The sequence below is a fragment of the Emergencia timonensis genome (assembly GCF_900086585.1).
GTDB classification, from domain to species: Bacteria; Bacillota; Clostridia; order Peptostreptococcales; family Anaerovoracaceae; genus Senimuribacter; species Senimuribacter timonensis.
The window spans coordinates 1,326,825-1,347,690 of record NZ_FLKM01000008.1 but is presented as its reverse complement, the minus strand read 5'-3'; the positions used below and the strand labels follow the sequence as shown (position 1 = coordinate 1,347,690).

Below are 20,866 nucleotides of genomic sequence, written 5' to 3'. Positions count from 1 at the left end.
GATTTTTGCTAGGAAACCATGCCAGAAGCCTTATGTTTCCTATGTTTTTTGTCTATTGTCTATTTGCAAACGTACCCCTCTGTTAGATACCGAGGGGTTTTATCAGCGGACGGGACAAGCCCCGTCCGCCAAGAACGGAACTTGCGGTTGAGAACCGCAAAACCCGTCCTTGTCGTCCGTGTCTGTGTCCTGCTGTGAACCTTGTATGCCCTCATAGATAACCGCAAAATCTATTCTTTCATCTGAAAGTGCTTCTTTCATTTCTTCAGACAGCCCTTTAAGAAATACATTACATTGCAGACAAGCCTTATCTAAAACTCGAAATCGAAAATAGATTATCCTGCTTTCAACGCAATGTCTACTTTCCAACCTCATTCTAAACTTATGAGGAATGTTGATTTTTTCACGAATAACATCATCAATGATTTTATCTATCCTTGAATGAAATCGCAGATTTGGATTGACAGAATAATCTAAAAAACAATCTAACATATATTTCCTGCAATCCGTTGTAAAAATATCTGTATTCAAGCACAAACAGAGGTAGTTTTTCTCTGTGGGTGCGTGATAAACATTTAATGTGTCCTTATTCAATCACATCTTCCTTTCCTTGTTGTTCTGGCATGACTTGTCTTTCTTGTGCAAGCCTGCCGATTGTTTGTAAAAAATCATGTCCTTTGGGGACTAAAGGCGTGTAAAATTCGCTTATCACGCTTGTTCCCATATCACAATAGCCACGCCCCTTGATACGCTTCTGGAAAAACTGCTTTTTCACATCTGAACCGAACAGCATACCGTAACCTAATTCGCTGATACGCCCAAGTCCCACACGGAAATTGAAGTTATCTCTGATACCGTCAGAGAAATACTTTGCGTCTGGACGCTGGCAGGCAACGATAAGGAAATAACCTGCTTGTCGTCCTAACATAACGATTTTCTTTAACTGGCTAAGCAAGCCCACGCTTTCCTTTGTCCCCAGCATTTCAAAAAATGCCACATATTCATCAAAGATAAGAAAGCAGGGTGGCAGTCCCAGATAGGCGTAGTTTTCGCCCGTCTTATAGTTCGGGTGTTGCTTCATTTCCTCACTTCGCTGTACCATTCCCTCATAAAAGGCATTGACACAATCAATCATTTCTTCTTTGGTGTGATACACATTTCCCATAACTGTCCCTAAGTCTGCAAGGTCAGCGTTCTTCGGGTCTAAGATGTAAAGGACAGCGTTGGTATGCAGTAAGGCTTCAATAAGCGTCAGCAGAAAATAAGTTTTACCGCCACCCGTTCCACCAGCAATCAGAGCGTGAGGGAGTGCGTCATATTCCCAGACAAGATTTTTCATCAGTTTCAGACAGCCGTTTTCTGCCCGTACTTCATCAATGGTAATGCGGTTCGCTATCATATCATAAAGCAGGGTATATTCAATATAGCCGTCATGCAGGGTCTTGTCGGTCAGCTCACAATATAAGCCACTTTCCAATTTATCCTCTAACCGTAAAAGCTGGTCTTGATATTTTCCCAGCGTAATTTCACAGCGGATATGAAGCAGTCCCTTTTCCATTTGATAATAAATCTTTGGAAACCAGACGATTTTTTCCCTTGATCTGCTTTGCAGGTCAGTAAAAAAACCGCTGTCTTGTACGGTATCGGCTTCATACCACTTATTTTCCAGTACCATTCTTGCCAGCTTTTGACGGTGCAGGAGCTTCTTGAAACTATCGTAACAGAAGTGGTAATACAGAAAAACGACCAATGCACAAACACCAGTCGCTATCAGTATAGTTATGAAGTTGTAAGGGGAAAGCGTCAAGCCGTTCTCTAACAAGCTGAAATGTTCCCAATCAGTACGCATGAGCTGTTTGATATTCAGTAGCAGGAGAACCGCCACGAATACAAACAGAAGCGTTCCTATGGAAAAGTGGTAGACAAGGTGCTTGTCGCTGGCTCTGATACGGTGTCCTTTGTTAAAAATCTTTTGCATAAATCAATCACTCCTTTCTGGGTATGAAAAAAGCAGTCAATCCTAAGACTAACTGCTAAAATAATATAACTGTTTATTTGGGCGAAACGTATTAGAGTAAATTTTTCTCTTTTAACATTTCAAGAAATTCTTTATATCCAACACAGTCGCAAGAAACTGTACAAATTTTTTTGTTTCCTACAAATATTTTCAATCCTATTTGCTCTTTTTCTGTGCAACGGGAAATATCATTAAATGAAATTTCTCTTGTTCTTCCAACAGCAGGAGTAATACGCAAATTATTTCCGTCAATTACTACCTTATGTCTTTTTAATGCCCACGCACAAAATTCAATCAATAGAACAAAAATAGCAAAAACAACAGAGTGTCCCACCGTATTATCAAATCCCATGAACAATCCTAAAGCTATTGCAATTCCTACCATTATCAATGAACAAATATGACATACTGTTTGATAGGCGTGTGATACAAAAACAGTATTTGTGAATTTTTCTTTTTTAGTTGCTTTTTGTGTCTTATCTAATACGAGAGATATAATAGGGACAACGAATACAGCAAATATAATAGCTCTTATCATAAACAGCACTCCTTATAATTAAATTTTTCATACCCATATTATAACAGTTTTATATATCCGCTACAACGAAAATCTATTCAGCAAGCCTATTTTTTCGGCTGTCCCTGCGGTGTATGGTTCTGTGGACTGCCTACGTTTTGATTGCCTTTATTCTTCAATACAATATCCTCTGCCTTTACATACCAGTCCACATCTGCACCCGTATAGGTCTTTCTTGATACCGTATCGGCTACTGGATTGACAAGCTCCACAACTGCATTGTACGGAAATTCTCTTAACGGTACTTCTGGCGGTACAGACACGGGGATAATTCCACCATGCAAACTGCACTTCAAATCATAGATACGCTTTTTAAGCTGGGTACTCGGTGTCCCGTCCTCATTCTGTAAGAACACATCACGCACCGCTGTAAATTTTAATTCTCCAAATGTTTTCTCTTTGTCAATAACAAACCCGTTTGATAATCTCATAAATTCTTCACTCCTTTACTTTTCTTCAACTGCTACAATATCATCAGCAACTAACACATAATCGGTATGTCCCATATCCCCGATTGCATAACCTCTGCCGTATAACTTCGGATTGACAAGTTTTACTTTCTGTTCATACTTGAACTTTTTTTCGCCAGCCTGCACGGGAATTTCTACCACAACATTTTCGCCTTTCTGTACGTCAGAATAAAGGTTATAGCTTCGTCTTGCTAAGACCCTGCGGTTATTTTTATCTCTTTCAAAGACTGGCTCACTTTCGCCTGCAAATTCAAGAGTTCCAAAAGACTGTACCATATCTGGCACGACATATTTCATTTCCATATTGTTTTACCTCGTTTCTTTCTATTTTTGATAAATTGATTGTGATTTCTTATTCTGGCGGTTTGGGAAGTACCAGCAATCCCACAGATAGTAAAGGGTAAAATCAATGCTTACGCACCCTTGACTATCCGTGTTCTTGCAGGTTGTTGGCAGACAAGCCAGAATAAGCGGAAGTCTGCCGTTTGACAACTTCGGCGGAGAGCGTGATTTTTCTTTTCTCATACCGTTACCGCCTTATGATTTTTTCATTTTACGGCGTTTGTAGAAGAAGATACCTGCCAGTCCAGCACCAGAGGTCAAAAGAAGTGCAAGCAGTCCGTAAAGGTTTGTGTTATCGCCCGTTTTGGGACTGTCGCTCGGTCTGTTTGGCTTTTCTGGTGTCGGTGGTGTTTCGGGTTTCTCTGGTTCTTTTGGCTTTTCCTTAAAGGTAATCGTCTGTCCCTTATCCTCAATATCCTTATGCTCGGTAACTTTCTTCGGATCGTCTGGATTGCTTAAATCGTACAATTCTTCAAAAGTTACAAGCTGTTTGCCGTCAAGGGAAGTAGCGTCAAGGGTAAAGGCAACTTCCACTTTCATAGTTTCGCTGTCAGCAGTAAAAGTGTAATCACTTTCCACACGTTTCCCATTGATAAGAAGCTCGGCATTTTCTTTTTTCAACATCTGCCAGCCCACCAGTTTGTACTGTGTACCGACTTCTAAGCCCTCTAAGGTTACGGTATCAATGATTGTTACCTCTTTTCCAGCTTCAAGCTCTTTGTTGCCGTCCTTATCGGTAGCAGTCGTATGAATTTTGATGATACGCTCTGTGATAAGTACGGTCTGCCCGTCGTCCTCAATGTCTTTATGCTCCGCAACTTTCACGGGTTCGTCTGGATTGCTGAAATCATACAATTCTTCAAAGGTAACAAGGTTCTTGCCACCTAAAGCAGACGCATTGAATATATAGGAAATTTCCACTTTCATTTCTTCATCATCAGCGACAAAGGTATAATCGTTTTCTACACGTTTCCCGTCAATGATAAGCTCGGCGTTTTCTTCCTTTAACATCTGCCAACCTTTCAACTGATACTTTGTGCCTTTTGTAAGCCCGTTTAATTTGACAGTATCAACGATTGTTACCTCTTTTCCTGCAAGGATAGTTTTTTCGCCGTCCTTGCTGGTCGCTGTGGTATGGATAGAGATTTCTTTTTCGTATTCATCAGTCAACGTTCCTAAATCAATCACAAGGTTATTTCTTGATACCACGATTTCAAAAGGTGGGATAAGTTCAAAGCCTTTGTTACTGTCGCAACGCATTTCTTCAATGATGTAGGTATCATAAGGTAATGCACCCTTGCTGTCGTCTGGTTCAGAAGTTCCAAACCACACACCGTCCTCGCTGGTCTTGCCTGCGTTGGTATTGTGCTTATGCGAAGCCCATTCAGAAGAAGTGGAAAACTGCCCGTTATCATCAGTTACAACTATATGATTTTCGCCCGTTGTCTTGCTTGTGATCCTAAAAGGAACATCAGCAAGACGCTTGTGTGTGCCTGCACCGATTTTTACACCCTCAATATCTCCACGCTTAATCTGATTATAGATAGAATGGGCTTCGTCGGTTAAGTCCACGATTTTTCCATTTTCTGTGATTGTAAAATCAATCGGTTTTGCACCGTCTGTCAAATATCCGTCTGGTGCTTCGCTCTCAACGATACGGAAGTTTCCATAAGGTAAAAGGTCAGCAGAAGTAGAAGCGATACCCTCAATATCGGTACGAATTGTCTTTACCACTTCATTTTTCTTATAGAGCTTGCCCTCAACCAATACTGCATTATCATTTAAGGAAATGATGTCAAAGGCAGTATCTTTTAAAGTTGCACTTCCTTGTGGTTTGGTATCGCCCGTTTCTAAATCTCGTTTCTGAATTTTCACACCGCCACGGATAACCTTATCTGATACGGAAAACTGGTTACTTCCAGATAATACGGCAAGGTCGCCGTCCTCGGTAATCTGTGTAAGGTATAAGTCTTTTATCTGTTCGGACTTATCGCCAGCCTGCATATATGCACCGTCTAACAAGTATCCGTTTGGAGCTTTTGTTTCTTCAACGGTTAGCGTTCCAAGTGGAAGAACCGCTTTACCGTCCTGCATATAGAAGCTATCGCCAGATACTTTGTATGCGTCCGCAAATTTTGTGATGTAGTGGGTTGACCCGTCGCTGTCTGTTTCAGCGATTGTCTTTGTAACCCATGTACGAGTAGCTTCGGCAGGGAGATTGTCTTTATTATAGAAGCCTGCATAATACTTCCATGTAAATTCCGCACCTGCTAGAGAAGCGTTCCCCTGCGGATTGTCTTTCTGTGTTTCCATATCAATCTTGAAAAGCTCAATCAACGTGTCCGTTACTTTTGGTGTATCAGATACTTTCAAAGTCGCTGTTTTTCCAGCTTCAACCTTTAAGGAATATATAGTTTTATCTACTTTATATCCTGCTGGTGCGGATAATTCCTTGATATAGACTGTGCCTGCTTTTACCTCTACAACATCTGTATTTCCGTTTTCATCAGTCGTAAGAGTGGCAAGCTGTTTCGTGCAGTTCTTATCAGAAAAGACACCGTATGTTGCACCAGCGATAGAGTAATTCCCGTTACCGTCTGTAATGCTGGTATTACTGGTAGCCTTTTTAAGTTTCGCATTTCCGATATTTAACTTCGCCCAGAATTGCCCCAATTCCTGCCCCTCGCCAGAGTAGATATAACCGCCACATTCATAACGTCCTTTATTTTCTTTGACAAAGGCTCTTGCACCAGAGAAAACTTCGTCCTGCGTTGCCTTTGGAATTTCATCATAAGAAGCTCTCACGTTGTCGCATTGCCAGCCAAGATGTACGCTCAATCTCTGCCAGACAACAAGCTGTCTTAAAAGGTAGGCGTGATTGTTGCTTATTCCGCTGTGGCTGTCTGTGTACTGTTTCACATATTCGATAGATAAGGCAACGTCGCTTATCTGGTCGGCACTCATACGGGTGCTTGCGTCAATTCTGGTCTTGTAGCCATTCCTAAAATCTGTGTTAATGTCGATACAGTAAGCGTCCTCGCCCTCGACGGTCAAATGTCCCTCGTTAAAAGTAGAACCAATCGAACCGTCATTCATTACTTTTTCAACGATACCGACACGCTCTTTTGACTCCGTCCAGTATTGCTTGCTTTCTGCATGAACGGGTGTCGTCGGTAAAGTAGTAACGACAGTTGCAAGAGCTAAGAAGCCAGTACACAATCGTTTTAACATCTTTTTCATAAATCTAATGCTCCTTTCATTTTGGGTAATAAAATAGCCGTCCAATAAGAACGGCTGGAAATAGAAAAGGAACGTCATGTTAGGCGTTCCATAGTCTATAAGTTATTCAATTTTTTCTTGTTTCAATACTGATGTGTTGTACCATATCTTTGCATATCTAGGAAAACTTGCGTATCAAGGCTCATTCGTTAGTAGTAAATAAGTAGTAAATTGATGTGTTTGTTTCCTTGAAAATGCTGATAGATACTGTGTTTTAGCGGATAATCAGATTTTTATTGTGTTTTTATCTCAAAAAAACAAATATTTACATTACTGTGATTAAATTAGAATAAAAAAGAAGGCCGGAATTCCGGCCTTCTAAGTTTTGAGTATTTTAGTTCACATTATTTAGCAGTTCTAATTGCTAGCGTTGACCACTGAGTGTAAACTTTTTCACCATCAATGGTTCTGTAACCGCGAACCTTGTAGTAGTATTTAGTACCCTTCTTCAGGTTCTTCTTGTTGTCCATGTAAGTCTTTGTAGTCTTACCCATGTAAGAGTATCCTGTAGTCTTTTTAGTTGATCTGTATACCTGGTATCCATCAACCTTAAATCCTGCTGACTTCTTCCATGAAACCCTTGTTCTACCTTTGTATGCCTTTGACCATGCTTTCGCTGTAGTCATTTTCACACCATTCTTCAGGTATTCGTTATACTCGTCCTGTACAACCTTTAACGCTGCTTCAGCTTTGAATAAATCTTTGGCAACAACATTTAACTCAGTAGTTGCAGGTTTATCGCCGGCTGCATAATCAGTGTATTCTGCAATATATGCATCATACAATTTTCTTGCAGCCTCTACAGCATCTTTATCCTCTTTTGTGATATTAAGAGGAAGTGCATTAATAGCAGCTTTGACAGCTTTCAACTCTTCCGCTCTAATATCTGCAAGCTTTGTTTCTACGTTAGGAGTGAATGATGACGCTTTGACTTCTCCTTTAGTTTCAAAAATCTTACCAAGATCTCTCTTATCGTTGATTGCTTTAATCATTCCTACAATTGTTTTCAATGCATCTTTATCAGCAGCAGTAATTGTTTTTGGTAATGCTTTGACTGCATCAGATACAGCCTTCACTTCTGCGTTATAAAGATCTGTAATAGCGTTAGTCAACAGATAAGCGTTAGTAACGTCATTATCAACAGCCTTAATGTTATTGTTCTTTAGATATGCATTCATTGCATTCCATGCATCTTCAACGACTACAGCATCTGCAGCTGTGATAGTTGTAGGAAGGGCTTTGATCTTATCTTCAACTGTTTTTCTTTCAGCTTTAACATCTGTTTTGCTCTTAACAGCATCTAATACAGATTTTGCCTTGTCATATAGAGCAGTGACTTCGGCAGCAGTTCTTGCACCGTTTTCACCACAGAAATCTTTCCAATAAGTTGCGTCATAATTAGTGAAGTCTTTTACAGCATCACCAGTTAAACCAGAGTTTAGCAGATCAGCGTATTTTGTAAGTTTGCCAGTTAAAGCATCAAATTCAGTCTTTAATGCTGCATCATACAACGCTTTTACCTGAGTCTGGGTGTTAATTCCATACAGAACTGCGCCAGCTGCCTGTGCAGCAGCAAGATCTGCTGGAATTGTAACTTTAGCCAGTTCAGCATCAGTCTTAGCAGCATCAATCTTTGCAATCAGCTCATCCAGCTTTGCATTGACTTTAGCTAACTCCAAATCATAGTAAGCATCAGTAGCTTCTTTGCGAATTTTTTCTACAGTTGCTTTAGCGGTTCCAACCTTATCTGCATCTAATGTAGCAAGGTTGCAGTTATCTTTGATATTACCTTCTGCAGTAGAAATTGCAGCTTTATAGGCATCAGACGTTAAATCTGCATAAGCAGTTTTAGTAGCCTTCTTCACTTCGGCATCTACTTTTTCAGCATCTCTGATAACGTTTCCACTAGCATCTTTTTCAGCTTTATACTTTGCAGCGTACTGATTTAAATCAGCAACAGCATTTACAACTTTAACAACGTTTGCTGCAATCGCTGATGAGATAGGTTCAACTGTATATAATTGTGCATCACTTAGTTTTTCAAGGGCATCGATTTTATACAGTTCTGCGGTAGTAAAAGCATCTTTCACTTTGTTAATCTCAGTCATGTTATAGTCAGGTTTTGCAATCTCTGCTGCTACATAAGCGGCAGCTTCTTTTGCTACTGCAGCTTTTAATGCAGCTTTTGCAGCTTCTAACGTAGTAGCCTGACCTGCTTCCTGGTCAATCGTTAAGATTGTAGTGGATGTAAGAACATATACGCCTTCCACTGTGCTTTCTTTAATACCTGTTGTAGCATCTGTTACTGTTGTTTTTAAGCCTTTATAAGCTGAATTTACAGCAGCAGCATCTGCCGTTGAAGCAACAGCAGCAGCATTAACTGCAGCAATCAAATCGTCTACAACCTTTTTAGCCTGATCATAATATGATGTGGCATCTTTTGGTGTTGTAGTTGAATAAGCGTTAAGGTTAACGGTGTTGATGTTCTTTAAGAACTCTGCCTTATCAAGATCAAACTGATACCTTGCAGCAGTGTCTTCATCAATTGCACCTGCCAGTTCAGATACCTTGATTGTAGGCTGAGTGCTGGTTACTGTAGAATCAGCAGCTGCCAGAATTGCATCACTCAGTTCGATGGCTGACAAATCTTTGTAACTTGCATCAGCAGACAAAGCAGCCAGCTCCTTAACTCTGTTACCGATCAATTCTTCCTGTGCTGTTTTTACATCAGCAGCAGCTTTGGTCCATGCAGCCTTGCTTACATTATAGTCTGTATCAACAGTCTTGTCAGCAAGAGTCTTAACCATGCTATCATAATTTGTCCCCAATGAACTTAGAACAGCTTCGTGTGCCTGGGCTAATCTCTGAGCATATGTAGGCTCAGCCGCAAACGCAGTACCAACTGTGTAAGTGAAGACAACTGACAATGCAAGAAGCACTGTTAAAAATTTCTTCATTTTAAGAATTCCTCCCTCTTTTTTTGTACGTTTTGTAAGATTATAGTTATGCGCGTTTTTGCACAAAACTTACAAATGAAATGATAGTTCACAATGAGTATAACCTAAATCAACCCAACTTGGCAAGCATTTTTTACATTTTAGGGATAAAAATATCCCATAATTTGGTTTTTTTAAATACCTTGAAAGCCTTATGTATCAATGCTAGTACACAATCTGGACCGGTTTGGCCATGCATCATTATGCACTTGTATTTCATTTGTTCACATTATACCATAAAACAACTGCTTTTCCAATAGCAAATTATGGGTTGGCGATATTTTTTGTTAATCCAGTCCTGCAGACGGTTTCTCGTTAAAAGTCGAAAAACGTCTGAAAATACCCATTCTGCGGGGATGCAGCCATTGCTTGTACGGCCGAAACGGAGGTGTCAATACGGCAATTTTCTTGGTACTAAACCCAATTGTTACCGAAAATTTACATATTTTAGTAGGGTTTCATACAATAGCTGCGGTTCAATCGGCTTGGATAAATGGGCATTCATACCTGCTTCTGCCGACTTTTCTTCATCTACATCGTAGGCGTTGGCGGAAAGTGCGATGATAGGAACATCCTCATCTAACAGACGAATCTGTCTAGCCGCTTCTAACCCATCCATCACAGGCATGCGAATGTCCATCAGAATCGCAGCGAAGGTTTCAGGCGGTGAGTGCCTGAAAATATCCAGCCCCAGCTGACCGTTTTCTGCAGTGGTTACAGTGCAGCCGACTTTGGAAAGGAGCTTCTTCACCACCAGGGTGTTTAGTGGATGATCTTCACAGACGAGAATCTGTTTCCCGTACAGCACTTCCATCGAAGCTTCAGCAAACCGTTCCTCTTTTTCTTCTGCACTGGTTTCACGTTTCTCCAGACTCAGATAAATTTTAAAGACAGTCCCTTTGCCTAAGGCGCTCTTTACCTCAATCTCACCGCCGAGTAATTCGACTAGTTTCTTGACAATCGTCAGTCCAAGTCCAGATCCCTTCTCCATATAGGAAGCTTCGTTTTCTTGTGCGAAAGGTTCATACATGCTTTTCATAAAAGATTTGCTCATCCCGATTCCATTATCCGTTACGGTGAAGCAATACAGCATCGACTCCCTCTGCCGCAAATTGTTGGAGGGTCCTTCTTCAACCTTCAATTCCACCGTTCCGCCCGGATCAGTAAACTTAATGGCATTGGAAACCAGATTGTTCAAGATTCGTCTGATATTGATGATATCTCCTTTTATCATGCCCGCAGTCATTCCGCTGAGATCCACAACAAAACGCACTTCTTTTTCTTTTGCCAAAATCTTGCCAGTAGATACGACTGGCTCAATTAATGTCAAATTATTCATTTTCGATTGGTGTGCTTCCAATCGATCGCTCTCAATTCTGTTGACGTCCAGCGTGTCGTTAATCAAGCTCAAGAGGTATTGACCAGAGGACTGTATTTTTTCCATATAACCCTTCAGCTCTGCCACGTCGTCAGTTTCCAGTCCCAGATTAGAGAGGCCCAAAATAGCGTTCATCGGCGTCCGCAAATCGTGGCTGACTCTCGATAAAAAGTCGGTTTTCGCGTGATTGGCTTCTTCTGCTTCTCTCAAGGCTGTCGCTATGCGTCGCAGTTGTGCCTGTTCATTTTCGTAAACATCCGTCATATCGGAGCGGGTAAACATAATAAGATCCTTGCTTTCATCTAAATAGGCAAATTGCAGCTTTTTCCTTCTTAACTCGCCGTTTTCAATAAAAGAGAACATAAAGAAATATGTATCAGAATCCCTCAGCCTATCAATAATGCAGCTAAAATCCAAATTCGCAATAACCTGCTGCTGTTGTTCAGGCAAAACGCTTTTCTTGAGGTCTTGTTTGTAGCTCTCAAAAGAATGCATCTTCTTTGACATTTTCTGCGTTTCTGCCTTGCCATTTACTGTGACCAGCCGAAAGGATTCAGATTCTACCTCTAATATGGCGAGAAAATCATATTCCATGTCAGCGACACGATTGACAATCTGCTGCTGCAGCACGCTATCAGTTCGATCATAGGTATAAGCAAAGCAGATGATATCTTCACTGCCTGGCTGCAAGAAAGTTCTTAAGGTGGTCTCCACCCAGATCAGCTTACCGTCTTTCGTCTTCCGTTGATACGTAACAGAAAAGTGATTGCTTCCTTTTTCAAAGCAGTCAATCAACTGTCTGCGGGACAAAATGCGGGAAAGTTCTTCACGCTTATGCGCTCTCAAAGGCTGTCTGATCAGCTTCTCGATAAACTGATCATAGGCCTCGCCTTCCATGCCAGGTATTGCATAAGAACTGCGTTCTACAGAAAATTCCACTTTGTTTTTTGAAATGTTGTGTCTGCCTTTGGCAATCAAAGTCTCGTCTGAGACGTCGTTCATAAACTTTAACTGGTCTTGATACTGTTCCTCAGCTCGTTTTTGTTTTTCGATATCCCGCGCCGTGCCTATAGCCCGCAGAAAGCTTCCGCCTTCGTCCCTAATCACAGTGTATGCCGTTTCAAACCATTTGTACTGTGCGATCCGTGAAACCCAATATCTGCACTGAAATTTCACTTGACTCTCTCCATCAAACAATTTCTGATAGCCATCCATCAATATATCTGCATCGTCCTGATGCACGTCTCTCTTGTCCAGAAGTGCTTCGGGAATATTTTTGACAATGAGATCATTCTCATCAAAAGTCTTTGCGCAGCCTCCATTGCAAACAATCGTTCTGTTGTTAATATCATATTCCCATGATGTAATGCCCATCTGTTCCATGACCGCCTGCAGCGTCTCTTCACTGTGTTTAAAATCATGAATGTCGACCGCTATGGCCAAGGCTTTGGCCGGTTGTCCATTTTCGTCTGCAATCGCGGTATAATGAATCTTCTTCCACTCATAACCTTCTAGGTTGGGATTCCAGATTCTCGCATCAAAGCAGACACTGCCGGCGTCTCTTTTCAATCTGGCCATCATATTGAGATATTCTGCCACATCGTCCGGATGTACGTATCCTGTTTCTATCCACGATGCAGGGAAATTTTCAATTATTCCTTCTATTTTATAGTCTTTTCGCGATTTAAGTCCGAGGTAGGCCCTGTCATGTTTGATGTCATATTCCCAAAATTGGACGCCAGATTCTTCAATGACAGAAAATAGGGTTTTCTCCGTCAGTGTCAGCATGGTCTCCGCCTTCTTTTCGGCGTCTATGTCCGTGACCTCTGCATAGATAATCTGCCCGCTTCCTTCATTAGCCTGGGAATTCGCTTTCAACCGCAGCCAAAAATACTCGCCGCTTGTTCGATCAAGAAGGCGAAAATCGTGTATCAGCGGTTCTTGCTGCTGCAAAAGGGCCTCTGCTTTGCCGCGCAGCTGAAAAACGTCCTCATGGTGAACCAGCTGTTCCAGCTCAGTCAAGTCACTGCACTTCACTGTCTTCAGCAGCTGCTGACTGATATACACAGGAGAAAAGCCTATCCCGTCGTAGCAGAATAGTCCAATGCCTCCCGGCAGATTGTCTAATATCGGAGCCGCACTTTTCCAATCCATATTTTTTCTCCTGTCAAAGATTCTACCTTCATATTACTCTTGATTGTAACAGAACGCAATGTATTATTCAGTCGAAAACGGCTTAACACCTTTTCACAAGGGTTGACGCTTCGCCAAGTACGTTCTTTCATATTGCGTCAATATCGATTTTATCGATATTTCCTGCATAATAAAAAGAGGAAACTGCCGTCACTAGCAGTTTCCCCTATGAATCTTGCGGTTTTTATGGAATTCTAACTTACATCATGCCGCCCATGCCGCCCATTCCGCCAGGGCCGCCATTCGCCATCGCATTTGTCAGTGGATCGCTTCCTTTGATTTCAACGATGCCTGCTTCTGTCGTAAGCAGCATTGCGGATGCAGATGCAGCATTCTGAATTGCTGATCTTGTTACCTTTGCAGGGTCAACGATACCAGCATCAATCATGTCGACATACTCTTCTGTTGCAGCGTTGAAACCAACTCCAGCTTTCTGGTTCTTCACTTCTGCAACGACTACACTGCTCTCAAAGCCTGCGTTGTCAGCAATCTGTCTAACCGGCTCTTCCAGTGCTCTCTCGATAATCTTTGCACCAGTCTTTTCGTCACCTTCCAGAGTTTCAACATATTTAGATACAGCCGGAATTGCATTGCAGAGCGCTACGCCGCCGCCTGCTACAATACCTTCTTCTACCGCAGCCTGTGTTGCGTTCAGTGCGTCTTCAATTCTCAGCTTTCTTTCTTTCAGTTCCGTTTCTGTTGCAGCGCCGACTTTGATGACAGCTACGCCGCCTGCCAATTTCGCCAATCTTTCCTGGCATTTTTCTTTATCAAATTCTGATTCAGATTCTGCAAGCTGTGTTTTGATAGCGCTGATTCTGGAATCGATATCTGCTTTTTCACCGGCTCCATTGACGATAACAGTTCTGTCTTTTTCAACTTTGACAGTGCCTGCCTGACCAAGCATATCAACTGTCGCTTCTCTGAGGTCATAACCGACTTCTTCGCTGATGACTGTAGCGCCAGTCAGAACTGCGATATCCTCTACCAATGCTTTCTTTCTTTCGCCAAATCCAGGTGATTTAACGGCAACAACGTCGAAAGTTCCTCTCAGCTTGTTGAGAACTAATGTTGTCAAAGCTTCGCCTTCTACGTCTTCTGCCACGATCAGAAGTTTTCTGCCCTGTTTTACAATCTGCTCTAACAGCGGAAGCAGATCCTGAATGTTGCTGATTTTCTTATCGGTTAATAAGATGTAAGGATTTTCTAAAACAGCTTCCATCTTATCTGTGTCGCTTACCATGTACGCTGACAGATATCCTCTGTCAAACTGCATACCTTCTACTACATCTAACGTAGTACCCATGGTCTTGGATTCTTCTACTGTAATAACGCCATCCTTGCCGACTTTTTCCATCGCTTCTGCAATCATAACGCCGATTGTTTCGTCAGCAGCAGAAACAGATGCAACCTGTGCGATAGATTCTTTTGTTTCTACTTTGTGTGAAGTCTTTTTGATTTCTTCAACAGCTGTGTCAACTGCTCCCTGGATGCCTCTCTTCAGTACCATCGGATTTGCGCCTGCCGCCACGTTTTTGAATCCTTCTCTGATGATGATCTGTGCAAGCAGTGTAGCTGTCGTCGTTCCATCACCGGCAACGTCGTTTGTCTTTGTTGCAACTTCCTTGACCAACTGTGCACCCATGTTCTCGACGGAGTCTTCCAGTTCAATTTCTCTTGCAATAGTTACACCGTCATTGGTGATCAAAGGTGATCCGAATGATTTGTTGATCAAAACGTTTCTGCCTTTAGGTCCTAATGTGATTTTAACGGTATCTGCTAATTTATCTACACCTACCTGAAGCTTTCTTCTGGCGTCCTCGCCATAAAATAAATCCTTTGCCATTTTTCATTACCTCCCTGATTAATTATTCTACGATTGCCAGTATATCGCCCTGGCTCATAATTGTGTATTCTTCACCATTATATTTGATCTCTGTTCCTGCGTATTTAGAAAATACAACTTTGTCCCCTGCAGAAAGTTCCATCACTTCGTCCTTTGTTCCAGGACCTACTGCTACGACTTCGGCTGTCTGTGGTTTTTCCTTTGCTGCGCTCGCAAGGATGATACCGCCTTCTGTCTTTTCTTCAGCTTCTAATTTCTTAATCACAACTCTGCTGCCAAGTGGCTTGATTCCAAAACTCATTTTCTCTACCTCCTAGTTTATGTTGATATTATTATGTACTGTTTTTTTTGCGTTCTGACACATCTTTCGTGTCGATTTGTTAGCACTCAATTAATTCGAGTGCTAATCATCTTCTTTATTGTAGGTCTTTCTTGCTCTGATGTCAATATTTTTTTGCAAATTTTTATGTGAAATTTTCTTTATGTTTTAAAAAAAGCAGTCTAAAATCCAGACTGCCTTACTTCTGCCTTCTTTTTCCCCATAAAGAGTCTCCCCTCTTCTCCCCTGCCCTATTCACTGCCTACAGCTTTCGACACGTTTCATCTATTTTTTTCCCTAATATAATAGAAGAGATATTGCTGAGCAAAACCTCCCAGTTGGCCAAAGTGTTCCTGGGCATAAGTACACATCCCCTTATGATCGCCTTCATCAATGCCATATAATTGACTCATCACCCTCGCCATCCAGACATCGATGGGAAAGCTGTCATACTTGCCCATTGAAAACAGGAGTATACAGTTCGCAACCTTTGGACCTACGCCGCATAATGCCGAAAGCTGAACTTCATCCTCCGGCAGTCCCTTTTCACACACCATCTTTGCTGTCTCAAGCAAATATCTAGTCCTGTAGCCAAGTCTGACCGGCGCCAGGTCCTCCGCCGTCAGACTTGCCAGCTTCTGCGGTCCGGGCAGACTGTAATAGGTCCGGCCCGCGTATTCGCCTGCCGGCAGTCCAAACATCTGAGACAAGTTCTCAATACAGCCTTTGATTCTAGGAATGTTATTATTCTGCGATATGATAAAAGAAACAATGGTCTCCCAGAGGTCCTGTTTTAAAATCCGAATCCCTTGGCCGCATGCCACCGCTTCGCCCATCACCAGATCATCAGCCGTCAAGGTCCTCTTTATCTCCCCATAGTCTCTGTCTAAATCCAGATAAGGTTTCCAGATTTGCAGGAAATCTTCTTCCGTGCAGTTTTTGATAATCAAATCCCCTGTTGTCTCAGGCTCACTGGCTCGATCGCCGCAGACAAACTGCATATTGACCACTCGATCCATCGCCGTCCCGGTGTAAGAGCCGTCGGCCTGCTTTTCCCATCGAAAACATTGGCCGCATTCAAAGACATGGTCTAAGCGAAAGTCCTTTACATTTTTTACAATATATTCATCCATCCTTCGTTCGTCCTTCTATGTAGTTTTACTTATCTTACCACAAGACGATCCTTACAGCAAAGACCAGCATCTGGAAAGGGCTTTGCACAATCTGCTTTAGCCCCAAATGCCTCTGGCGATGCCGCTGATTTCTACGTCCACTTTAACCACATTAAAGGCCGTCATATACTCGATCACCTCCGCCAAGCGCTGCTGAAAATCCATCGCAGTCTCCCAAAGGGGGCTGCCCTCTCCAATGGTGATAGAAACATCTACCACTAAATTATCTGGCGCCGTATTCTCGTAAACTTTTATGACTTCGACAACCCCCTTCACTTCGCCTGCAACGCAGGAGGCAATATCTGTCAATACAGTGTCAGAAATAAAAAACTCACCCATATAACTAAAAGTCGGCCGGACGACTGTTTTCTCAGAAAACTGGGCTTTGCCGCCAACGTTCAGACCGCGGAAGATACGCAGAGGATCCAGAAAATATCCGGCAAAATCGCGTTTCAGCTGCAGCGTAGGAACAGGAATGATATGCTTCCCCTGCATGTGCCGCTGCTTATCAGCGATATCCCGCTCTTCTGGCGTGGTAATATCGTCAATATAGATGCGCTCGCTGACCTGCGGCAGTTCCAGGCGCGCGACGATTCTGTCTGTCATACGGTCGCTGGTTCCAATAATCAGCAGAGACGATGGGTTCAGCTCCTGTATCCGTTTTGCCACTGAAGATGCATGCTCGTCCAAGGTGAACAGCGCCGTTTTGATGGCCCCTGCCATTGTCTTCTGACGCTTGGCGGATATTCCCGCTTCCACTCGATTTTTGTAGATAAATAAGCCGTCGTCAATGATGCTTACTATGTTTTTTTCCTTACATAGGTTGATGGCCTGGTATGACTTTCCAGTACCACTTTTACCCGTCAAAGTATAAACTTTCATCTTTACTTATACTCGCCCTTCTGCTATAATAGAATTCGAATTCAAGACATGTCTTAAAGGAGGATATATCATGGCTTATAAAATTACAGACGCTTGCATCAGCTGTGGAGCTTGTGCAGCAGAATGTCCAGTTGAAGCTATCGCTGAGGGCGACGGTACATATGTAATCGATGCTGATAAATGCATTGATTGCGGCGCTTGTGCTGGTGCTTGCCCAGTCGATGCTCCAGTTGAGGCTTAATATTTCATTATTACCAAATGATAAGGCTGCTTCTTTTGAAACAGCCTTATTTTTTTATACGGCAACGTCATTGTCTTACAAGCCGTCGCCGCCTACTCTTCCTTCTTAGCCTTCTCTTTTGATTGATCCTTTTTCTGGATATCGTTCATATGGTATGCCAGCGAATGCAAGCTGTCAGATAAGTGTACATTCTCCAGAGCTACATGCTTTGGCACTTCGATATCTGTGGGAGCAAAGTTCCAGATCCCCTTTACCCCTGCAAAGGACAGTTTGTCGGCAACTTCCTGTGCGTTGTTCTGATTGACACAGATGATGCCGATATCAATTTCTTCTTCCTCCACGTACTCTACGATGTTCTCATAATCCATAATCTCGATGCCGTCCAAATCCTTGCCGATCAAATTCGGGCTGATTTCAAATACACCGCAGACCTTAAAACCTTGTTTATGAAAGTGCGTATACTTGGCGATGGCCTGTCCCAGATTTCCGGCACCCATGATAACCATTCTGTATTCTTTATCCAGTCCCAGGATCGCACTGATCTCATCGTAAAGGCCATCGACGCTGTAGCCGTAGCCCTGTTGTCCAAATCCGCCAAAATTGTTCAAGTCCTGTCTAATCTGGGATGCTGTATATCCGATCAGATTACTGAACTCTTTGGAGGATATCTTCTCCACTCCCTTTTTTCTCAGCTCGATCAGATATCTTCTATATCTCGGGAGCCTTTTAATTACCGCATTGGATATCTTTGCATTTTTCATTTGTCATCCCACCTTTCATCGGACATCATTCAACCTTCTTTTTGAATGATAGGAATTCCATATCTTCTATCATACAAAAAGCCCGTCAGAGGCTGACGGGTTTTCCTTGTTATTCCTGTTCACAATTTTCTTCAACGTATCTAACTAAATCGCCTACCAACTGGAATTTTTCAGCTTCTTCGTCAGGAATCTCGATATCGAACTCTTCCTCGATCGCCATGATGATTTCCACAGCGTCAAGAGAGTCTGCTTCCAAATCCTTCATCAGATTTGTGTCCATCGTCACTAAGGACTCCTCTACACTCAGCTGCTCCATAATAATTGATCTTATTTTATCAAAAGCCATAACTAACCTCCATTTGTCGTTACTAAATTACAAAACTTATTATAGTTGACTACTATATGTAATGCAAGACAAAATTTCAAGTTTTTACTAAATCTATTACAATTCCATCCAATTGTCGTACGCTTCCTCCAATTTTACCCTCAAATCTTTGACTTTTTCGTCGAGTTCTGTCAAAAGTCCAGTATTTGCCAGATTCTCAGGCTTGCACATTTCACCTTCGGTCTGCCCAATCTTGTCTTCAAGTTCCTCGATCAAAGACTCCAGCCTCTCTTTTTCTCTGATCCTGCGCCGTTCCTCTGCTTCTTTTTTCTTCTTAAGCGCTCGCTCTTCTGCCGGACTTAGGTTTGTCCCCTGGTCAAAATCTATTTCTGCCCCATTCACTTTTTCTGCTTCTGACATCTCTTTTAAATACCGCTTGCCCGATTCGATAGAAGCTTTTTTCTCCACATAATAGTCGTAAGTGCCCAGATATTCAGTTAAGCCTTCTTTTTCCAGTTCCAAAATCCTGGTCGGTATTTTGTTCAGGAAATATCTGTCGTGAGAGACGACGATGACGGTTCCCGGATACTCCATGAGAGCGTCCTCAAAGACCTCTTTTGAGTCGATATCCAAATGGTTGGTCGGTTCGTCCAGGACCAGCACGTTGGCGCCGCTCATCATCAATTTTAAGAGAGCCAGCCTGGCTTTCTCGCCGCCGGAAAGCGATCCGACTTTCAGAAACACCTGATCGTTCTTAAATAAGAAGCATCCTAGGATGGAACGGATCTCGCTGTCCTTATACAGCCGGTAAGAGTCATGGACTTCGTCCATGACAGTAGCCTCGTTGTTTAAAAGCAGTTGTCCTTGATCGTAATATCCGAACAGCACGTTGTGTCCGATTTTCAGATATCCTTCACTCGGAGAAAGCTCCTCCATCATAACCCGCAGCAGTGTCGTCTTCCCTACGCCGTTGGGACCTACGATGCAGATTCGCTCGCCCCGTTTGATATCAAAATTCACATGTTCAAAGAGTTCTCTGCGAGAGGCGCCGAAACCGAAGGATTTTGCCAGTTCCTCCCCGTGAAGAACGTCGTTGCCGCTTTGATATTCTTGACGAAAGTGAATTTTTACCTTGCCCAGTTCCGATTCGGGCCGATCCAGCCGGTCGATATGATCCAATCGTTTTTCTCTGGATGCGGCTCGTTTCGCCAGCTTCTCCGTGCCCCGCTCCTTAAAGCGTCTGATCAGATCCTCTTGCCTCTTAATCTCCGTCTGCTGTTTATTGTAAGCCCGCATTTCGGCTTCTCGAAGGGCCCGCTTCTTCTCAGCAAAAGCACTGTAATTTCCTTCATAACATTTCAGTTTGTGGTGCTCCACTTCAAAAATTCGATTTGTCATCTGATCGAGGAAATATCGGTCATGGGATACCATGATGATTGTGCCCTTATAGCTCTTTAGATACTGCTCCAGCCATTTCAGCGTGCCGATGTCAAGATGGTTGGTCGGCTCGTCCAGGAACAAAATATCCGGTTTTTCCAGAAGCAGACAGGCCAGCGCCAGTCTGGTTCTTTCACCGCCGCTGAGGGTGCTGATCTTCTTGTCATAATACTCTTCTCCAAAAGCCATGCTGTTTAGAATACCAGAAATCTCGCTTTTGTAAGAATAACCGCCTTCATTTTTAAAAGTCTCTGTCAAGGCTGCATAGCGGTTCATTTCACAGCCGGCTTCAGCGCCCAGCTCGCTGATTTTAAGAGAAAGCGCCGTCAGCTCTTTTTCCATTTCTTCAAGAGGTTTGAATATCTTGTGGATTTCTTCCAGAACTGTATTCTCTCTGTCAAAGTTATCCTTCTGTTTTAAGTAACCTATGACTTGATTCTGCGACATGAAAAAATTTCCGCCGTCCGCCGCAAGCTGGCCTGAGAGAATGTTGAGCAGAGTAGTCTTCCCTGCTCCATTGGCGCCGACAATACCGATACGGTCTCCCTCATTGACGTGAAAGGACACGTTTTCTAAAATCGTGTCCACGCCATAGGTTTTCGTTATATCTTTTGCTGATAAAATTACCATG

Annotated in this window: 16 protein-coding genes; 1 reads left to right on the top strand and 15 read right to left on the bottom strand. The window is 42.6% G+C overall.

Annotated features, from left to right (window positions below):
- Window positions 1–102: 102 nt before the first annotated feature.
- From BN6539_RS07555 to BN6539_RS07500, 12 genes are all read right to left on the bottom strand, one after another.
- Complete coding sequence (locus BN6539_RS07555; protein ID WP_009905022.1) at window positions 103–594, bottom strand: hypothetical protein; 492 nt, start codon at window positions 592–594, stop codon at window positions 103–105.
- Entirely contained in the window at window positions 587–1,978 is a 1,392-nt protein-coding gene (locus BN6539_RS07550) for an FtsK/SpoIIIE domain-containing protein (RefSeq protein WP_004843351.1), read from the bottom strand. The genes BN6539_RS07555 and BN6539_RS07550 overlap by 8 nt, the downstream gene beginning before the upstream one ends.
- Window positions 1,979–2,069: 91 nt before the next feature.
- Window positions 2,070–2,555: a DUF6560 family protein gene (locus BN6539_RS07545; RefSeq protein ID WP_004843350.1), complete on the bottom strand. Its 486-nt coding sequence runs from the start codon at window positions 2,553–2,555 to the stop codon at window positions 2,070–2,072.
- Between the two features lie 86 nt (window positions 2,556–2,641).
- On the bottom strand, window positions 2,642–3,025 hold the full coding sequence (locus tag BN6539_RS07540; protein WP_004843349.1) for a YdcP family protein: 384 nt from the start codon (window positions 3,023–3,025) through the stop codon (window positions 2,642–2,644).
- A 15-nt stretch (window positions 3,026–3,040) separates the two neighbouring features.
- Complete coding sequence (locus BN6539_RS07535) at window positions 3,041–3,367, bottom strand: YdcP family protein (RefSeq protein WP_004843348.1); 327 nt, start codon at window positions 3,365–3,367, stop codon at window positions 3,041–3,043.
- 234 nt (window positions 3,368–3,601) lie between these two features.
- Window positions 3,602–6,646 (bottom strand): SrtB-anchored collagen-binding adhesin, encoded by a 3,045-nt coding sequence (locus tag BN6539_RS07530; RefSeq protein ID WP_009273766.1) that lies wholly within the window; start codon window positions 6,644–6,646, stop codon window positions 3,602–3,604.
- A 383-nt stretch (window positions 6,647–7,029) separates the two neighbouring features.
- On the bottom strand, window positions 7,030–9,642 hold the full coding sequence (locus tag BN6539_RS07525; RefSeq protein ID WP_067536056.1) for a hypothetical protein: 2,613 nt from the start codon (window positions 9,640–9,642) through the stop codon (window positions 7,030–7,032).
- A gap of 466 nt (window positions 9,643–10,108) precedes the next feature.
- Entirely contained in the window at window positions 10,109–13,213 is a 3,105-nt protein-coding gene (locus tag BN6539_RS07520) for an ATP-binding protein (protein ID WP_067536051.1), read from the bottom strand.
- Between the two features lie 238 nt (window positions 13,214–13,451).
- The gene (gene groL / locus BN6539_RS07515; RefSeq protein WP_067536048.1) at window positions 13,452–15,098 is read right to left on the bottom strand and encodes a chaperonin GroEL; all 1,647 of its coding nucleotides are present in this window, start codon (window positions 15,096–15,098) and stop codon (window positions 13,452–13,454) included.
- Between the two features lie 22 nt (window positions 15,099–15,120).
- Window positions 15,121–15,399, bottom strand: a complete 279-nt coding sequence (locus BN6539_RS07510; RefSeq protein WP_067536044.1) for a co-chaperone GroES — start codon at window positions 15,397–15,399, stop codon at window positions 15,121–15,123.
- Window positions 15,400–15,698: 299 nt separating this feature from the next.
- Window positions 15,699–16,550, bottom strand: coding sequence for a DNA-3-methyladenine glycosylase family protein (locus BN6539_RS07505; RefSeq protein ID WP_067536036.1), 852 nt, complete (start codon window positions 16,548–16,550; stop codon window positions 15,699–15,701).
- Between the two features lie 96 nt (window positions 16,551–16,646).
- On the bottom strand, window positions 16,647–17,471 hold the full coding sequence (locus BN6539_RS07500; protein WP_067536035.1) for an Asp23/Gls24 family envelope stress response protein: 825 nt from the start codon (window positions 17,469–17,471) through the stop codon (window positions 16,647–16,649).
- A 70-nt stretch (window positions 17,472–17,541) separates the two neighbouring features.
- On the opposite strand from BN6539_RS07500, the gene BN6539_RS07495 reads away from it, so the two are divergent.
- Entirely contained in the window at window positions 17,542–17,712 is a 171-nt protein-coding gene (locus BN6539_RS07495; protein WP_067536032.1) for a DUF362 domain-containing protein, read from the top strand.
- Window positions 17,713–17,804: 92 nt separating this feature from the next.
- On the opposite strand, the gene BN6539_RS07490 is transcribed toward BN6539_RS07495, so the two are convergent.
- From BN6539_RS07490 to abc-f, 3 genes are all read right to left on the bottom strand, one after another.
- Complete coding sequence (locus tag BN6539_RS07490; RefSeq protein WP_067536030.1) at window positions 17,805–18,473, bottom strand: redox-sensing transcriptional repressor Rex; 669 nt, start codon at window positions 18,471–18,473, stop codon at window positions 17,805–17,807.
- Window positions 18,474–18,582: 109 nt separating this feature from the next.
- Window positions 18,583–18,819 carry an acyl carrier protein gene (gene acpP, locus BN6539_RS07485; RefSeq protein WP_067536026.1) on the bottom strand — a complete coding sequence of 79 codons (237 nt, stop codon included), beginning with the start codon at window positions 18,817–18,819 and terminating at the stop codon, window positions 18,583–18,585.
- 96 nt (window positions 18,820–18,915) lie between these two features.
- Window positions 18,916–20,865 (bottom strand): ribosomal protection-like ABC-F family protein, encoded by a 1,950-nt coding sequence (gene abc-f, locus BN6539_RS07480; protein WP_067536023.1) that lies wholly within the window; start codon window positions 20,863–20,865, stop codon window positions 18,916–18,918.
- Window position 20,866: the final 1 nt, after the last annotated feature.

Excerpts from the sequence above, each read along its gene's own strand:
- BN6539_RS07550 (WP_004843351.1), bottom strand. The coding sequence starts at position 1,978 with ATGCAAAAGATTTTTAACAAAGGACACCGTATCAGAGCCAGCGACAAG.
- BN6539_RS07545 (WP_004843350.1), bottom strand. The coding sequence starts at position 2,555 with ATGATAAGAGCTATTATATTTGCTGTATTCGTTGTCCCTATTATATCT.
- BN6539_RS07540 (WP_004843349.1), bottom strand. The coding sequence starts at position 3,025 with ATGAGATTATCAAACGGGTTTGTTATTGACAAAGAGAAAACATTTGGA.
- BN6539_RS07535 (WP_004843348.1), bottom strand. The coding sequence starts at position 3,367 with ATGGAAATGAAATATGTCGTGCCAGATATGGTACAGTCTTTTGGAACT.
- BN6539_RS07530 (WP_009273766.1), bottom strand. The coding sequence starts at position 6,646 with ATGAAAAAGATGTTAAAACGATTGTGTACTGGCTTCTTAGCTCTTGCA.
- BN6539_RS07525 (WP_067536056.1), bottom strand. The coding sequence starts at position 9,642 with ATGAAGAAATTTTTAACAGTGCTTCTTGCATTGTCAGTTGTCTTCACT.
- BN6539_RS07520 (WP_067536051.1), bottom strand. The coding sequence starts at position 13,213 with ATGGATTGGAAAAGTGCGGCTCCGATATTAGACAATCTGCCGGGAGGC.
- groL (WP_067536048.1), bottom strand. The coding sequence starts at position 15,098 with ATGGCAAAGGATTTATTTTATGGCGAGGACGCCAGAAGAAAGCTTCAG.
- BN6539_RS07510 (WP_067536044.1), bottom strand. The coding sequence starts at position 15,399 with ATGAGTTTTGGAATCAAGCCACTTGGCAGCAGAGTTGTGATTAAGAAA.
- BN6539_RS07505 (WP_067536036.1), bottom strand. The coding sequence starts at position 16,550 with ATGGATGAATATATTGTAAAAAATGTAAAGGACTTTCGCTTAGACCAT.
- BN6539_RS07500 (WP_067536035.1), bottom strand. The coding sequence starts at position 17,471 with ATGAAAGTTTATACTTTGACGGGTAAAAGTGGTACTGGAAAGTCATAC.
- BN6539_RS07495 (WP_067536032.1), top strand. The coding sequence starts at position 17,542 with ATGGCTTATAAAATTACAGACGCTTGCATCAGCTGTGGAGCTTGTGCA.
- BN6539_RS07490 (WP_067536030.1), bottom strand. The coding sequence starts at position 18,473 with ATGAAAAATGCAAAGATATCCAATGCGGTAATTAAAAGGCTCCCGAGA.
- acpP (WP_067536026.1), bottom strand. The coding sequence starts at position 18,819 with ATGGCTTTTGATAAAATAAGATCAATTATTATGGAGCAGCTGAGTGTA.
- abc-f (WP_067536023.1), bottom strand. The coding sequence starts at position 20,865 with ATGGTAATTTTATCAGCAAAAGATATAACGAAAACCTATGGCGTGGAC.